This is a genomic window from Terriglobia bacterium (assembly GCA_020073085.1).
GTDB lineage: Bacteria > Acidobacteriota > Terriglobia > JAIQFV01 > JAIQFV01 > JAIQFV01.
On the sequence record JAIQFV010000004.1, the window covers coordinates 36,232 to 50,936 of the forward strand.

At 54.8% G+C, this 14,705-nt stretch carries 18 protein-coding genes; all 18 read left to right on the top strand.

Features of this window, described 5'->3' with window-relative positions; genetic code table 11:
* The first annotated feature begins 416 nt into the window (after positions 1-416).
* Positions 417-746 carry a type II toxin-antitoxin system RelE/ParE family toxin gene (locus LAO21_05955; protein MBZ5552244.1) on the top strand — a complete coding sequence of 110 codons (330 nt, stop codon included), beginning with the start codon at positions 417-419 and terminating at the stop codon, positions 744-746.
* Entirely contained in the window at positions 739-1,365 is a 627-nt protein-coding gene (locus LAO21_05960) for a putative addiction module antidote protein (protein MBZ5552245.1), read from the top strand. Before LAO21_05955 ends, LAO21_05960 begins: the two co-directional genes overlap by 8 nt.
* A 40-nt stretch (positions 1,366-1,405) precedes the next feature.
* Positions 1,406-1,801, top strand: coding sequence for a DUF3467 domain-containing protein (locus LAO21_05965; GenBank protein ID MBZ5552246.1), 396 nt, complete (start codon positions 1,406-1,408; stop codon positions 1,799-1,801).
* A gap of 148 nt (positions 1,802-1,949) precedes the next feature.
* Positions 1,950-2,246, top strand: coding sequence for an AtpZ/AtpI family protein (locus tag LAO21_05970; GenBank protein MBZ5552247.1), 297 nt, complete (start codon positions 1,950-1,952; stop codon positions 2,244-2,246).
* Positions 2,209-2,646, top strand: a complete 438-nt coding sequence (locus LAO21_05975; protein ID MBZ5552248.1) for an ATP synthase subunit I — start codon at positions 2,209-2,211, stop codon at positions 2,644-2,646. The genes LAO21_05970 and LAO21_05975 overlap by 38 nt, the downstream gene beginning before the upstream one ends.
* A 30-nt stretch (positions 2,647-2,676) precedes the next feature.
* Positions 2,677-3,420 carry a F0F1 ATP synthase subunit A gene (gene atpB, locus LAO21_05980; protein ID MBZ5552249.1) on the top strand — a complete coding sequence of 248 codons (744 nt, stop codon included), beginning with the start codon at positions 2,677-2,679 and terminating at the stop codon, positions 3,418-3,420.
* 269 nt (positions 3,421-3,689) lie between these two features.
* On the top strand, positions 3,690-4,001 hold the full coding sequence (locus LAO21_05985; protein MBZ5552250.1) for an ATP synthase F0 subunit C: 312 nt from the start codon (positions 3,690-3,692) through the stop codon (positions 3,999-4,001).
* Positions 4,002-4,469: 468 nt separating this feature from the next.
* The gene (locus tag LAO21_05990) at positions 4,470-4,892 is read left to right on the top strand and encodes a response regulator (GenBank protein MBZ5552251.1); all 423 of its coding nucleotides are present in this window, start codon (positions 4,470-4,472) and stop codon (positions 4,890-4,892) included.
* An 85-nt stretch (positions 4,893-4,977) separates the two neighbouring features.
* Entirely contained in the window at positions 4,978-5,292 is a 315-nt protein-coding gene (locus LAO21_05995) for an acyl carrier protein (protein MBZ5552252.1), read from the top strand.
* Positions 5,289-6,536 carry a beta-ketoacyl-ACP synthase II gene (gene fabF, locus LAO21_06000; GenBank protein ID MBZ5552253.1) on the top strand — a complete coding sequence of 416 codons (1,248 nt, stop codon included), beginning with the start codon at positions 5,289-5,291 and terminating at the stop codon, positions 6,534-6,536. Before LAO21_05995 ends, fabF begins: the two co-directional genes overlap by 4 nt.
* A 160-nt stretch (positions 6,537-6,696) precedes the next feature.
* A complete protein-coding gene (locus LAO21_06005) occupies positions 6,697-7,452 on the top strand; it encodes an MBL fold metallo-hydrolase (protein MBZ5552254.1) in 756 nt (251 codons plus the stop codon).
* 82 nt (positions 7,453-7,534) lie between these two features.
* Positions 7,535-8,875 carry a hypothetical protein gene (locus LAO21_06010; GenBank protein MBZ5552255.1) on the top strand — a complete coding sequence of 447 codons (1,341 nt, stop codon included), beginning with the start codon at positions 7,535-7,537 and terminating at the stop codon, positions 8,873-8,875.
* A 61-nt stretch (positions 8,876-8,936) separates the two neighbouring features.
* Positions 8,937-9,956, top strand: coding sequence for a DUF3808 domain-containing protein (locus LAO21_06015; GenBank protein ID MBZ5552256.1), 1,020 nt, complete (start codon positions 8,937-8,939; stop codon positions 9,954-9,956).
* Positions 9,957-10,029: 73 nt separating this feature from the next.
* Complete coding sequence (locus LAO21_06020) at positions 10,030-11,256, top strand: glycosyltransferase (GenBank protein MBZ5552257.1); 1,227 nt, start codon at positions 10,030-10,032, stop codon at positions 11,254-11,256.
* An 8-nt stretch (positions 11,257-11,264) separates the two neighbouring features.
* Positions 11,265-11,996 carry an MtnX-like HAD-IB family phosphatase gene (locus LAO21_06025; GenBank protein MBZ5552258.1) on the top strand — a complete coding sequence of 244 codons (732 nt, stop codon included), beginning with the start codon at positions 11,265-11,267 and terminating at the stop codon, positions 11,994-11,996.
* Positions 11,997-12,032: 36 nt separating this feature from the next.
* Positions 12,033-13,403: an aminotransferase class III-fold pyridoxal phosphate-dependent enzyme gene (locus LAO21_06030; GenBank protein ID MBZ5552259.1), complete on the top strand. Its 1,371-nt coding sequence runs from the start codon at positions 12,033-12,035 to the stop codon at positions 13,401-13,403.
* A gap of 7 nt (positions 13,404-13,410) precedes the next feature.
* Positions 13,411-13,866: a beta-hydroxyacyl-ACP dehydratase gene (locus LAO21_06035; GenBank protein ID MBZ5552260.1), complete on the top strand. Its 456-nt coding sequence runs from the start codon at positions 13,411-13,413 to the stop codon at positions 13,864-13,866.
* Positions 13,863-14,483 (top strand): hypothetical protein, encoded by a 621-nt coding sequence (locus LAO21_06040; protein MBZ5552261.1) that lies wholly within the window; start codon positions 13,863-13,865, stop codon positions 14,481-14,483. Before LAO21_06035 ends, LAO21_06040 begins: the two co-directional genes overlap by 4 nt.
* Positions 14,484-14,705: the final 222 nt, after the last annotated feature.

Sequence of the window (14,705 nt, forward strand, 5' to 3'; positions counted from 1 at the left end):
TATGCCAAGGCAGGTCTCGCTGGGCCAGAAACGTATTGCTTTGCGAGGACGAGAGGGAGCACAATTGAATCGTTGTGAGGAGGGCGTGGAAGTTGAACCCCAACGCCGTTTGAGCAGCGAGCCGTTGGGGTGTAGACCACTTTTGATCACAGTGAATCGGGACACCTTCCAAGCATGGGAGCGATCGCAGAGAATGTCCTCTCAGGTTTCACTTGCTGAAGTGTACGCCAGCATTGATAATTGAATTGTCATTTTGTTGCAATGACTTGAATGTAATATATCATTGTGTAACTTATACGTTACAATAAAATATTGTACATTCCCATCATTCAAGGTACATATCATTGTTGCAAATCGTTGGAGGCGGTGTTACGCTTACGGGTGTGATTTAGAGATCACATCTTGGCGTGCCGATAATTACAGCGGAAGCCAACCCGAGGACGCTAAGGTACTATCAGACAGCGGACGGAATTGAACCGTTCCGAAGATGGATTCGCAAGCTGAAGGACGAGAGGGGGCGTGCCAAAATTCAAGTTCGGCTTGATCGTGTTGAGGACGGTAATTTCGGAGATTGTGGGCCAGAGGGCGAAGGCGTTAGCGCCCTCAGGATTGATTTTGGACCAGGTTACAGGGTCTATTTTGGGGAAGACGGTTATACTGTCGTCCTGTTACTGGGAGGAGATAAATCCAGCCAGGTAAGTGACATCAAGAAGGCCAGGGAATATTGGAGGGACTACAATGCCTAAGCGGACCGGTGACTATCACGCAGGCTTATTAGAAGAATTAAGAGACCCTCGAATGGCTGTCCAATATCTGAATGCCGCTCTTGAAGATTCGGAGGAAATGTTCTTAAAAGCTCTCCGCAACGTGGCGGAAGCAAACCAAATGGCAAAAGTTGCCGAGGAAGCAGGGGTTCAGAGAGAAAGTCTTTATCGAATGCTCTCCGAAACCGGGAATCCGACATATCACAGTTTTTCGGGAATTCTAAGGGCACTAAAATTACGATTCCAATTTGTGGCCACTCCACTAGTTGAACAACCCATTCCGGTCGGACAAACGACTGACTCTGAAGTTCTAAATGCAATCTTATCCGAAGAGGGCTTTCCGGAAAGGACAGATGTCGAGGCGCAATTTAGCACAATGGTTCTCCCCCTTGTCTTATCTTCGAACAGCCTTGTCTTTTCGCCTGACTGGTTCAAATCGAGCAATGTTTTCCAACTGATTTCGGCTTGGCGTCAGATTCCAACGACCAGAGAGGACGTCTTTACGCCACCGCCTCAAGAGCCAGCCCCATTGAATATCGCTGATTGGATTAATCCCACCGCAGAAGAGCCGATGGATTATCGGTCTTATCTCCCAATGTGATGGACTTACCAGGAAAGGAAGTCCTCTCAGGAGAAAATTTATGAGTGAAGAGAAATCTCCCGCCAGACCACCGTTAGAATTCGTGCGTTTGGAGAATTTTAAGTCAACATATTCCAACAACGTCCAGTTTGAGGTAACTTCAACAGACCTGAAGATTATTTTCGGTCAGTTCGATCAGCATACCAAGAAGGCGATCGTTGAGCAACAAGCTGCTGTAACTCTTTCCTGGATGCAGGTTAAGCTGTTAAGTTACTCTCTTCGCGTTAACCTCGCTTTTTATGAAATACTAAACGGAAAAATCAATATAACGAAGGACCTTCTGCCGCCGTTGCCTCCCCCGCTTCCTTCAGAACTGGAGAATAATCCGCAAGCGCAAGCAGGCTTGGAGGCTGTCCTCAAGGTGAGAGAAGAGTTCCTTTCCTCTTTGCAGTCCTAATCCGACAGTTCTGCTATTGCACCCTCACTTGCCCCAGTGAATCCTAATTAAGACAGTACAATTTCTGAAATCCGCTTGTCGGGGAAAAGAAGTTCGGGTATGATTTTTCGATTTGATGGGTTGAAAACTCGTTAGGCAGGGCAATCCGATGGGAGGCAGCGACCGCAAGCCCCGCAACCAGCTTCTCTCCCTTTCGTCGGTGGGGTTAATGTTCCCCATCTCGATTGCCATCGGGTATTACATCGGGAGTACCCTCGACAAATGGTTTCACACCGGCACCAAGATGATGATGCTGTTTGTCGTCTTTGGGATAATTGGCGCATTCCTTAATCTTTTTAAAGAAGTGAAGCGGTATAACCGGACCAATGAGTCGGACCGGAAGGACGAAACAGCTGACAAGGAAACCCATGCCTCCAGCGACAAATCATCAGGTCCATCTGCCTGATCCGGAATTCTTCATCCAGTTGGGTCAGAATTTCGTGGCATTGCTGGCGGCTTCGATGGCTGTCCTGGCCCTGAAATACAACGGTGCCGCGATATGGAGCCTGTTGATCGGTGCGGCTGTCTCCGCAGCCAATTTCTGGCTGCTCAGCCGCAGTATCCCCAAACTATTGCGCCCGGGGACTGCCGAGGGGCTCCCAGTGCAGACAAGCCGCGTCGCGCGGCGCGCGTTGATCGAGTTTGTCGCCCGATATGTGATCCTGGGTGGGGTCGCCTATCTCGCCGTTCGAAGTCACTCGGTGGACTTAATGGGGTTCGCGTGGGGCCTGTCTTTGCCCATCTTTGCCATCATGGTCCAGGGGATTCGCATGCTGTTCTCCCTTGAGCACGTGAAGTCGGCCTGAATCAAACTTCCCGGAGATTGAGTCTCAGTCATGGAAGAGAAACCGCTCCTGATTACGATGTGGGTGAACAAGATGCTGGGCCCGGCCGTAGCCCAGTTGCTGGCCCTTTTTGGAATTCACCATACCGGTCCGGCCCCGATCATCCCGGACCACGTTGTGATGAGCGTGTTGATTGTCCTGTTCATCGTGCTGCTTCTGGCCGTGGTTCGACGCACCTACACCATGGTTCCCGGAAAGACGCAACAGGTCCTCGAGATGTTGTACGAGTACTTGAAGAACCTGTTGGAGGAAAACATTGGACACAAAGGGGTGAAGTTTCTTCCGCTCATTGTCACGCTCGCCCTGTTCATCTTCACCAGTAACATGGCCGGCCTGATCCCCGGCCTGAAATCCCCCACGTCCAACTTAAACGTCACGGTCGCCTGCGCGCTGATCGTCTTCCTCTATTACAATTTCCAGGGACTGAGAGAGCATGGAGTCTTGAATTACTTGAAACACTTTTGCGGCCCGGTCTGGTGGCTGGCGCCGTTGATGTTTCCCGTCGAAATCGTGAGCCATCTCGCCCGCCCGCTCTCACTCAGTGTCCGCTTGTTCGGCAATATCTTTGGCGAGGACATGATCGTGCTGGTCTTCTTCGCCCTGGCGCCATTGTTCGTTCCTCTCCCCATCATGGCGCTTCAAATCGTCACCGCGATCGTCCAGACCCTTGTGTTTGTTCTTCTCACGACCATGTACCTGGCCGGAGCAGTCGAAAGCGAGGAGCACGAGCACTAAGAGCATTGGATGAATCCATTAGGAGGCCAGGAAACCGGGAGGAGTAAACGCTGAAGCGGCTTGGGAAAACCTGCCGGGACCAATAAGTTGACTGCAAGACCAGCCTCTTGGTTTCCTGGCTTCCTAATCAAGAGTTTTGAAGGTCAAGTTTTACCAGCGTGAGGCGGACGGCAAGAGGGGTGTTCCGCAACCACCCACTGGTAAATGTTCATAATCCGGGGAGACTCCGCAAGGCGGTTCCCCCCTCACAGAAAAAGGAGAGTCAACGAATGAAGAAAGCTATTCTGATTGCATTGCTGTTGTTGCTCGCCACCACGGTAATGTTCGCCCAGGAGCCTGCCAAGACAAAAACGACGTTCGGGGAATACGGGGGTGTGATCACGGGCGGATTTGCATTGGCCATTGCGGCGGCGGCGTGTGGATTGGCTCAAGGCAAGGCTGTGACCTCGGCGTGTGAGGGGGTGGCTCGCAACCCCGGCGCCGCCAAGACCATCCAGCTGTTCCTGATTCTTGGTCTCGCGTTTATTGAATCGCTGGTACTTTATGTACTGTTGATTGCATTTCAAGCGCTCGGCAAGTAGTCGCGTCAGTCGATGTAGACCTAGGCGAAAGTTTGATTAAAGGAAGCCCGGAAACGAGCTTCCTTTTTTTATCCGAGTTGAGAAGTCCAAGGACTTCTGAATCAATACCCACCCCCACCTGTCCCATTTTGTCCATCGCTGTCCCATTTTTACCTAATTATTTAGATATTGCAGTCTGATAACCCTTATTTATTATATTTATATTATTGTAAATAAATAGCTTATATATTATTGAGACTTGCTGTCGGGGTTTGGAAGCGCAGATGCTTTTCAATAAGTTAGGCTTTTGCGGGTGTTTGTGTGCATTAACTTGTATTTGATTTTCAATCAAAGAGTGTGGCTAATCCCGGAGCACTTCGGTCGTTTCCAGCCGAGCGGATCATGACCAGTTTGCAACAGCAAGTCATCTGAGTTCATCAAATCCTGGAGTGCTTGGGGGAACGCACGAGGGTAGTCAGGAGTATGGCAATGGATGTCAACAATCCCAAGACGATCTTAATCGCGGATGACGACAGCACGACTCGTGATTTGCTGCGCGAGGTGTTTGAGGAGCAGCGTTACGTGGTTTTTACGGTGAACGACGGCCGTCAGGCTGCGGAATGGTTGGAACGGGAGATCCCATGCCATGTGCTCCTGGCTGACTTGCGAATGCCTTACGTGAGTGGCCTGCAACTGATCCAGGGAGTCAAGAAGACCCATCCTCAGGTCCGTTGTGTGCTGATTACGACTTGTATTGACAGCGAATTGCTCGCGCAGGCCGAAGCCGCTGGAATCGCGCAGGTCTTTGAGAAACCGGTGAAAGTCCAGCAGCTGCTGGATTGTGTGGAGGGGTTGGTCGCGACTCGGCCGCAGCCAACTTCTGTGAATACAAATCCCGTCCCACCGCCATGAAGTGTCACGCGGGACCCTGAAATGGATCACTGATAGATCCAGACAAACGCGGCCAAGCTCAGCCAGATGGCAGGAGGAGAAACCAATGACGATCGAAGAAAGAGTGATCAATGTGATCACGAGAGAGCAGCACCTCGATGCGGGGAAATGCACGATGGATTCCACCTTTCAGGAATTGGGCATTGACTCGCTCGATGGGGTGAACATCATGTTTGCTTTGGAAGAGGAATTCAACATCTCAATCCCCGACTCCATTGCCCGGCAGATGAAGGGCGTGCGGCAGGTGGTTGACGATTTGACCCGCTTCATGGAGGATCCCGAGACCTTCAAGGCCCAGCTGGTGACGAGCGCCATGCCGCTCGAAACCGTTCCCGGAAAGCCCGCGGGAGGCGTCCAGTGAGAAGAGTGGTCGTGACCGGGCTGGGAGTGATTTCAGCCGTCGGACACTCGGTGGAGGATTTTTTTCACGCCCTCGTGGCGGGGGAATCCGGAGTCGGCTACATCACTCAGATCGACAACTCCCCCCTGACCGTAAAGATTGCGGCCGAAGTGAAGCACTACGACCCCAATCGCTATTTTTCCCTCAAACGCCAGGATTACCTCGATCGCTTCGCGCAATTCGCCATTATTGCGGCCACCCAGGCGCTTGAGGATTCCGGGTTCACCCCGAGTGAGGCGGAGAAGTTGCGCCTCGGGGCGTGCGTCGGGACCGGCATGGGGGGGGCCGAAACGCTGGACAATGGTTTTCGACAGCTATACAAAAACAATGCCCAGCGGATGCATCCGTTCACGATTCCCAAACTCATGCACAATGCGGCCGCCAGCCATATTTCGATGGAGTTCGGCTGCAAGGGACCCTCGTTGAGTTTTACAACGGCGTGTTCCTCGGCCGCCAATGCCATCGGTGAGGGATTCCGTCTGATCAAGTATGGCCAGGCGGACACCATTCTGGCCGGCGGTGCAGAGGCTCCAATCGCCTACGGAATCCTCCGTGCCTGGGAAGCGATGCGCGTCATGGCATTGGGAAATGGCGATCCAAAACGGGCTTGCCGGCCATTTAGCCGGGACCGGGAAGGGCTCGTCCTGGGTGAAGGGGCAGGAATCCTCTTGCTGGAGGAATTGGAGCATGCCAGGACTCGTGGAGCCAAAATCTACGCCGAGATTTCCGGTTATGGGATGACTTCGGATGCCGATCATCTCACCCACCCCACCAGCGAAGGCCCGTCCCGGGCGATGCAGTTGGCCCTGGAGGAAGCACGGTTGAACCCGGAGGAGATCGATTATATTAACGCCCACGGTACCGCCACCCCGACCAATGACGTCAATGAAACACGGGCGATCAAAGTGGTTTTCGGGAGCAAGCCGAACCTGGTGGTGACCTCGACGAAGTCGATGCATGGCCATGCCATGGGGGCGACCGGCGCGATCGAGATGATCGTCACGGTGCTGGCAATCCATCGGGGTCTGATCCCGCCCACGGCAAATTACTCTGTCCCGGATCCTGAATGTGATCTGGATTACTCTCCCAACCAGGCCCGCGAGAGGACCGTGAGGGCAGCCATCTCCAATTCGTTCGCCTTTGGCGGACTTAATGCCGTCCTGCTCGCGAAGAAGGTTGATTTTGCCGCCGATCGGATTTCGTAGGGTTTCACGCGATCATTCACCATCGGCCCTAACGAAGACCCGCACACCCTGGAGAAGAGTCTCGCCTGTTCGGTCGGGACTCTCCCGTCAAAAGGTCCTGATTCCGGTTCGACGATTCACCCGTTTTGGAGGAGCAAGGTCGAGGTTCGTTGCTTGAGTTATGCTAGATCATCCTTGGACAGTCGAGACTCTGGTTGAGGGAGGGGCGCTCCAGGCGAGTGTCGCACTGGTTCGAAATGCTGAGGAGGTCCTGCTGATCGACAGCGGCTATCCCCGGCAGGAAAGACAGTTGCTGGATGCGCTGGCACAGCGCGGCCTGACGGCCCGGTCCGTCACCCATGTGGTGAATACGCATTTGCATTTTGATCATTCCCACAACAACTGCCTTTTTTCCCGGGCCAGGATCGTGTTTTCGCGGCGGGAGTTTGAATGGATGACCGATTTGTGTGAACATGTGACCAGCGATTCGTTGACCCTGGAACAGCTCTACAAATACTATCCGGAGCTGAAATCCTTCGAAGATGACCCCAGGGTGGTATGGGGGATGGTGAAGTTAGTACAGCGGTTCTGGTCGGTGGAGCGCCTGGGGCGCCGTGAGCAATTCCTCTGGCTGGAAGAATGGGCTCCCCCTGATGGCATGAAGGCGATTCACACGCCGGGGCATGTCCCGTTTCATCACTCCTTTTCCTTTGAGACCCGAGAGGGAGCAGTGCTCGTGGCCGGAGACGCGATGGTGACCCGAAGCGATGCCGATCAGAATTCGATGACATTTCCGCCCACGCGCCGTGCCGAGTACGAAGAGACCAAAAGGAAACTTCTGGAATTTGAGGGGACGATCGTTCCCGGCCATGACTCGTTGTTTACTTTGACGGCGTTGAATCCTGGGGAATCCACAGCACAGGAGAGTACCACATGAAAACGCCTTCGGCTGCCCTGCCTTGCTGGACCCAATCCCTGGGGATGTTTTGAGGGGTTGATGGGGGAAGAGAAAAGAAACAATGGCGATCTTGACCGCGGTCAGTGAGTTTGTTGAAGAGCGCATTGTGAACCGCAGGCCTTCCGTGGCTTTGCAGATTGGCACCCATCTGCCCATGTGGTTCATCGACCAGGTCAAGTCGTCCCGCTTTCAGTCCATCATCCGTTATGCCGCCGAGAAATCACCTTTTTATCGGCGCAAATTCCGGGAGTTGGGGGTCGACCCGCGGCACGTCAAAACGCCTTCCGATTTGAAAGACTTCTTCACCACCTCCGAAGACCTTCGCTCTCATCCGGTCGAAGAGTTTATTTGCGGAGCACCGCAGATCGCCTTTGAAACGACCGGCACCACCTCAGCCCGCAACAAAAAGGTCTTTTTTGGAGTGCAGGAGATGGAGTCGATGGCACGTTACGGGGCGATTGCATTGACCCACCTCGGGCTGACAGCGTCGGATCGCGTCGTAAGTGCGTTCGATCATTCCTTCTGGGTTTCCGGCCCCCTGGCCCGCGAAATCACCCGGCTGATCGGTTGTCTTCACGTCGAAGCAGGCAAGATCGAGCCGGGGGAGTTTTACGGGCGGGCCGCGGAATACAAATTCAATGTCATCATCGCGGAGCCCTCCTGGCTGTTGCGAGTGAGCGAAATTGCCAGCGCCCGCGGGACCTGGCCGATGAAGTTGTTGCTGGTGGGCGGTGAGAATATGACCGAACAGACGCGCCGCTACATCGAGGATGTCTGGCAGGTGGACCTGATCATGGAATACGGGCAGACGGAATCGTTCGGCGCCATCGGGGTCGAGTGCCACCGGAAGGACGGTTATCACCTGAATGAACTGAATTTTCTTTTTGAGATCGACCAGCCGGATCCCGACGGGTATGGGGAGCTGGTTTACACGACGTTGACTCGCAAGGTGATGCCCCTTGTTCGTTATCGCGCCGCGGATATGACCCGGCTGATCGATGCCCCGTGCCCTTGCGGATTGCCCATGCGTCGCATCGCCAAAATCCGGTCGCGAAAGGACGAGATGGTTGTCTGTGGCATGGGAAATATTTCCCCATGGATCTTTGAGACAACACTGCGGGGGGTGAATGGCATCAGTCCCGATTGGCAGATTCTCGTGACTCGGCCCGCCCATAAGGACCATGTCGAGTTTCAACTCGAGCTGACTAACGGAGAGGATCCGGGGCTGGTGACCGAATCGATCCGACAGAGTCTCCGGTCGCAGTTCTCCGACTTTTGGAAGAACTACGAGATGGGCCTGTACGAGCTTGATTTCAAATTCGGGGCCCGGGGTTCGTTGCGACAGGGCCGGAAGTTGCTTCGCCTTGTGGATCAACGCCGTGGACTGGTGGATTCCCGGTGAAAATCTGTCTCGGTTCCGTGCGAGTGAACCCAGAATATAATAGAAAAGTTGAGTGTTCTCGATGAGTTTCAAAAAACGATGTGGAGCGGGGGCGGTAATTGTCCTCGTGTGTTTCTTCTCCTTTGGGGCGAATCATTACGCGGGATCCATCGTAATCCAGGAACCCGCCGTCCGGCAGCTGCTGAAAAGCGGGATGGACGCCCTGTTCAACCTCGATTATGCGAAAGCGTGGGATGATTTCCAGAAGGTCAAGCAGTTGAAGCCCGACACCCCGTTGGGAGAAATTTTTGAATCGGAATTTTACTGGTGGAAGATCTTCAATACCACGGGTGATTTTTACAACCTGGACTACATCGATTCCCTGAAAACAAAACAGTCGGATTTCGATGGTCAGTTTATCAACACGATGGAAAAGACTTTCACCAAGGCCGATGCCTATCTCAAGACCCATCCCCAGGATGCCGAGGCCTATTTTCATGTGGGCATGGCGAATGCCCTGCGATCTCGTTTGGAGGCGGGTCGGGACCACACCCTCGCGGTGGTCAAGTACGTGAAAAAATCCCGCGAGTATCTCGACCGCTGCGTGTTGCTGGATCCGAACTTCAAGGATGCCTTGCTGGGACTGGGAGCATATAACTATTACGTTGAAGAGTATGGCGGCTTTTACAAACCCTTGCGCTTTCTGATTCGCCTTCCGGCGGGTGACCGGCAGCGGGGAATTCAGCAGCTCGAGGAGGCGTCGCAGCAGGATGGGTTCATCTCCACCGAAGCCAAGTTCTTCCTGGTGTCCATCTACCTCCGGGATTCCCAGAAACGGTATGCAGACGCGGAGCGGATGCTGCATGATCTGACAGAGAAATATCCCAACAACCCGATCTTCCGGTTTGCGCTCGGACATGCGCAGATGATGCAACACCAGTATGACTCGGCGCGCGAGAATTTCAAGAAAGTGGCTGCACATCGCGAGACACCGGGGTTGGGAGATCTGGCGATCCAGGTGAAAAAGGAGTTGGAGTCGCTCAACACGAAAGGCTCCAGTCTGGGCACAGCCATGAGCGAGGAGTCGGGCGGTTCCCGGTAAAGCGCCGGGATAAAGGTGCGAAGACAGGGAATTCCTGCTCCGAGTTTGGTTGAGAGAATAGGGTGAAGGTGAAATGGCACGCAAGCGAATTCTGATCCTGACACTTTCGTTCGGCACCGGCCATGTCGTGGCCTCTGAGGCCATTGCTCAAGCCATCCGCCTGCTCGATCGGGCCGCCGAGGTCCGCACGATCGACTGCATTCAGCTTGCCACCTGGTGGTTTCGCGCGGCTTACGTCTGGACATACTGGATGATGATCCGGTTTGCACCCTCTCTTTGGATCCGTTTGTTCAGGGCAAGGCAAACCCGGATGCATCAGCAGACGGCGCCCGGCTGGATCTTCCGCCTGGGGTGCCGCCGTGTGTTCCAGCAAATACGAGCATGGAAACCTGATGTCCTTGTGGCGACCGAAGTGGGGGCTTGTGAGATCGCTTCGCTCGCCAAGCGTCATCAGGGGTTAACCATACCGCTCTTAGCCGTGGCCACCGACCACGAATCCGAGCCTGTGTGGTTGAAAGAGGAAGTCGATCAGTATTTTGTGCCGACGCCGGGAGTTGCCGAGCAACTGAACCGGTGGGGCGTGGATCGACAAAAAATTTCGGTGAGTGGTATCCCGGTTCACAGCAAGTTTTTCAGGGGGACGGCCGACGGCGAGATCCGGGATAAATTGAAATTTCCGAACGATCGACCCCTGGTCCTCATCATGGGGGGCGGGATGGGGCCGCTCAGAATGGATCAGATCGTCCGTGAGCTTTCGACTTTGCCCCGGGCCCTCTCTTTTGTGGCGGTCACGGGACTGAACGCCAAAATGCAAAAGCGGCTGGGGCAGTTGAAGTCGCAAATGCCGCCGGACAAATCCCTCACAATCCACGGATGGGTCGAGAATGTGGATGAATTGATGCGCGCGGCGGATGTGCTGGTGACCAAGCCCGGCGGAATCACGCTGACGGAGGCTTGCTCGGTGGGGGTGCCCATGGTCTGCGTCAATCCTATTCCGGGGCCGGAGCAGACTCATTGCCGCTTGATTGAAGAGGAACATCTGGGTGTGGTGGCCCGCAGCGTCAATGAAGTGTGTGCCAAGGTGGAAGAGATCATCGATGGCGGCAAGCCCTGGGCGAGCCGGCCCTCTCCGGGATGGTTGAAGCGCGACGCGGCAAAGCAGATTGCAGGGAGCGCACTCGAAGGTGTTTGGCCCCCCCGCACTCAAGAAGGGAATGTCTACTACGCGCCGCCTGCGGGCCCAGGTGCTGTTCCCGGCAAAAAAGCGCCCGTGCTGCTCCAGCCATTGGAAACGGAGTAATGGTCTCAATGAAGCCCATTGTATTTTGCGATTTCGACGGTACCATTACGCTCGAAGATACCACCGACTTGATCTTGGAATCGTTTGCAGATCCCGCCTGGCGAGCGGTGGAGGAGCGGTGGCTGGCCGGGAAGATCGGATCGCGCGAGTGTTTGCAGGAGCAGATGTCACTGGTCCGGGCCGGTGAAAAGGAGCTTGGAGAACTCGTGGACTCCGTTCCGGTGGATCCCCATTTCCTTGAATTCGCCGGGGAGTGGGTGGCCCGCGGGTTCCCGTTCTATATCCTCAGCGATGGGTTCGACTGGGTCATCCGGCGCACCCTCTCGCGGCCGGAATTGAACGGGAAGGGAATCGTCGAGAGGTTTCGAATCTTTGCTAGTCAACTCGAGATTCGTGAACAAGGCATGAAGACCACCTTTCCCCACGGCTCCGTCCAATGTACCCACGGCTGCGCGACCTGCAAACCGCAACTCATGCAGAGCGAGGGCCAAGGTTGTTCACCCCTCATCTTCATCGGCGATGGGGTCTCCGACCAGCGGGCGGTAGCGTGCGCCGACTTGGTCTTTGCGCGAAAATCCAAATCCCTCTCACAATTCTGCACGGAACGGAAAATTCCTCATATCCCCTTTCAGGATTTCGGGGAAGTGCAGCGGGAACTGTGGCAGCAATTGACTGCCCTGGCCGCCGGAGACACCAGCGCGGCCAACCCCCTCATTCTCTCTTACGAAACGGAGTCGTGATCTGTGACCATCGAATCTCCCTCTCAGAATCGCCGTATCGACGAGCAGGAACTCCTGGAACGCGAACGCGAATACTGCTCCTTCGGGGATACCGTTCATTATTTGGAGCCCCCCAAGGTGTTTGTTCGGAGCGAGGGTTGTTTTCTATACGATGCCGAAGCCACCCCGTATATGGATTTGCAGATGTGGTATTCAGCGGCGAGTTTCGGATACGGAAACCCGCGTCTGAACGCTGCCCTCAAACGGCAACTGGATCAACTCCCGCAATTGGCCTGTCAATACCTGCATGAGGAAAAGGTGGAACTGGCCGCGAAGATCGCGGAGCGGTGCGAGCAGGCGTTCGGGATCAAGGGCCGTGTTCACTTCAACGTGGGGGGGGCCCAGGCGATCGAGGATTCTCTCAAGATCGTTCGCAATTACACGAAGAAGAATTTGATGTTCGCCTTCATGGGCGGCTACCACGGACGAACGCTGGGGGCAACCGCCATCACCTCCAGCTACCGGTACCGGCGTCGATATGGTCATTTCTCCGAACGGGCTCAGTTCATCCCCTTTCCATACTGCTATCGGTGTTTCTACGGGTTGAAACGAGAGAGCTGCGAGCTGTATTGCTTCAACCAGTTCGAAAAACTGTTTGAAAGCGAATACTACGGCGTGTGGGATGCCAAGGCGAAGGAATGCGAATACGGGGCCTTCTACATCGAGGCCATGCAGGGGACCGGCGGTTATGCCGTTCCTCCGAAGGAATATTTCCAGCAGCTCGAACGGGTTTGCCGCGAGCGGAAGCTGCTCATTGTGGACGACGAAATCCAGATGGGCTTCTACCGGACCGGGAAGTTCTGGGCAATTGAGAACCTGGGAATTAAGCCTGACATCATTGTTTTTGGAAAGGCGCTGACGAACGGGTTAAACCCGCTCTCGGGGATCTGGGCGCGGGAAGAGCTGATCACTCCGGAGCTGTTTCCTCCGGGGTCAACACACTCCACCTTCTCCTCCAATACCCTGGGCACGGCGGTGGCGCTCGAGGCCCTGAAGATGATGGAGGAAACGGACTATGAGGCGCTGACCTTGGAGAAGGGCGCGCGCCTTCTGGAAGGGCTTCGTGACCTTCAGCGGAAGCATAAGGAGGTCATCGGCGAGGTCAACGGCATGGGTATGGCGCTCCGCATGGAAATCACACGGGCGGATGGAATTACTCCCGACCGTGCCATGTGCGATAAGATTTTTGCGGAAGGGATACAGGGGCGCCTGGAGCTTAACGGCAGGAAATACGGTCTTGTGCTCGACGTGGGCGGCTATTACAAAAATGTTTTCACGATCGCGCCGAGCTTTACTATGACGGATGAGGAGATCAATCTCGCCCTGGCGCTCTTCGACCAGTTGATCGACCGCTGCAAGAAGATGTAAATTCATTATGCCCCGTCTGACCCTCGCCGAAATTCAGCAGTTACTCCCGCATCGGTCTCCTTTCCTTTTCGTCGATGAAATTGAGGACTACGAGTTGGGAATTCGGATTATTGGACGGAAGAGATTTTCAGCGGATGACTTTTTCCTGCAGTCCGGCCTCGAATTTGTTCCGGAGACCCTCTTGATTGAAACTGCCGCTCAAGTCGGAGCGCTGTTGATCTTGAAAGATCCGGCTTACAGCGACAAGATTCCTTACTTCATGTCGGTCGAAGGGATGACGTTTCATCGCCGCATCCGGGTGGGTGAAACCGTTCGCGTCGTCGGAACAATTGAAAGGATCCGAGGTGCATTTGGTATTTTGAGCGGGCAGGCATGGGTCGGTGAGGAGCATGTGGCCGAGGGGACCATGCGGGTTGCGCTCGCCGATCGTTCCTCAGCTGCAGCAGACCGCTCCCCGATATGAAACCCATTTCGATGTTTTTTGAGGCGGACCCATCAAACAAGCCGGCCCGAGCCTTCTCTCGGGGCGCCTGTTGCGTGGTGCTTGCCTCCGTCCTCCTGGCAGGGGGTCTCTCGCCCATCAGCGGGGCACAATCGTTACCTGCGGGCACCGTTCCTCAAATGGATCCGCCTACCCCTGCCTCCTGCGGCTCCGGCCTGAAGCTCTATGACTCCCCCTTCTTCAAGATCTGTTACCCGAGGCGATGGCACGTCATCCGCGGCTATGGGGTAAACTATGCCTGGTGGGTGTTTTCAAAGCGCAAACGCGGGGAGCAATTCGACATCCCTTACATTCGCGTCATCATTGCCAAAGGGATTGCAGAACCGCACCTCGCCAAGCAAACCGACTCCACCGTCCTGGGCGAGCGAACCTATGTCAAGACCACCAACGAATTCAGGGAAGTGACCGGCAAGAAATTGAATGGCCGGTATTGGCGCGAGATCGCTGTCGGTCCGGAATTCGACATCCTCGCCTGGTATGAGCAGATCAAGATGAAGAACTTGAAACTGTTTGAACGGGCGCTGGATTCGTTTTGGGTGCCTCCCCCGCCGCGGGTTCGACCCAAGCCGGAGAAGTAGGTGGTAGGGAATAGGTGGTAGGTGATAGGTAATAGGTGACTAGGGGCCAGAAGTTAGAAACCACAGCCGAGGTGCCAGGGATGCTAAGGTTCGATGACCACGTGTATCGTCTCGGTCACTTGAACGAAGGCAAAGAAGTTTCGTCCCGCAACTCACTTCAAGGCTACTGTCCCCTGACCACTACCAGCTATTACCTATCACCTACCACCTATTCCCTACTCC

What these genes read in the sequence shown, in the direction of transcription:
- LAO21_06005 (MBZ5552254.1), top strand. Translation starts at nt 6,697, where the DNA reads ATGCTAGATCATCCTTGGACAGTCGAGACTCTGGTTGAGGGAGGGGCG.
- LAO21_06020 (MBZ5552257.1), top strand. Translation starts at nt 10,030, where the DNA reads ATGGCACGCAAGCGAATTCTGATCCTGACACTTTCGTTCGGCACCGGC.
- LAO21_05975 (MBZ5552248.1), top strand. Translation starts at nt 2,209, where the DNA reads ATGCCTCCAGCGACAAATCATCAGGTCCATCTGCCTGATCCGGAATTC.
- LAO21_05985 (MBZ5552250.1), top strand. Translation starts at nt 3,690, where the DNA reads ATGAAGAAAGCTATTCTGATTGCATTGCTGTTGTTGCTCGCCACCACG.
- LAO21_05990 (MBZ5552251.1), top strand. Translation starts at nt 4,470, where the DNA reads ATGGATGTCAACAATCCCAAGACGATCTTAATCGCGGATGACGACAGC.
- LAO21_06025 (MBZ5552258.1), top strand. Translation starts at nt 11,265, where the DNA reads ATGAAGCCCATTGTATTTTGCGATTTCGACGGTACCATTACGCTCGAA.
- LAO21_06035 (MBZ5552260.1), top strand. Translation starts at nt 13,411, where the DNA reads ATGCCCCGTCTGACCCTCGCCGAAATTCAGCAGTTACTCCCGCATCGG.
- LAO21_05995 (MBZ5552252.1), top strand. Translation starts at nt 4,978, where the DNA reads ATGACGATCGAAGAAAGAGTGATCAATGTGATCACGAGAGAGCAGCAC.
- LAO21_05970 (MBZ5552247.1), top strand. Translation starts at nt 1,950, where the DNA reads ATGGGAGGCAGCGACCGCAAGCCCCGCAACCAGCTTCTCTCCCTTTCG.
- LAO21_05965 (MBZ5552246.1), top strand. Translation starts at nt 1,406, where the DNA reads ATGAGTGAAGAGAAATCTCCCGCCAGACCACCGTTAGAATTCGTGCGT.
- atpB (MBZ5552249.1), top strand. Translation starts at nt 2,677, where the DNA reads ATGGAAGAGAAACCGCTCCTGATTACGATGTGGGTGAACAAGATGCTG.
- LAO21_06010 (MBZ5552255.1), top strand. Translation starts at nt 7,535, where the DNA reads ATGGCGATCTTGACCGCGGTCAGTGAGTTTGTTGAAGAGCGCATTGTG.
- LAO21_05960 (MBZ5552245.1), top strand. Translation starts at nt 739, where the DNA reads ATGCCTAAGCGGACCGGTGACTATCACGCAGGCTTATTAGAAGAATTA.
- LAO21_06040 (MBZ5552261.1), top strand. Translation starts at nt 13,863, where the DNA reads ATGAAACCCATTTCGATGTTTTTTGAGGCGGACCCATCAAACAAGCCG.
- LAO21_06015 (MBZ5552256.1), top strand. Translation starts at nt 8,937, where the DNA reads ATGAGTTTCAAAAAACGATGTGGAGCGGGGGCGGTAATTGTCCTCGTG.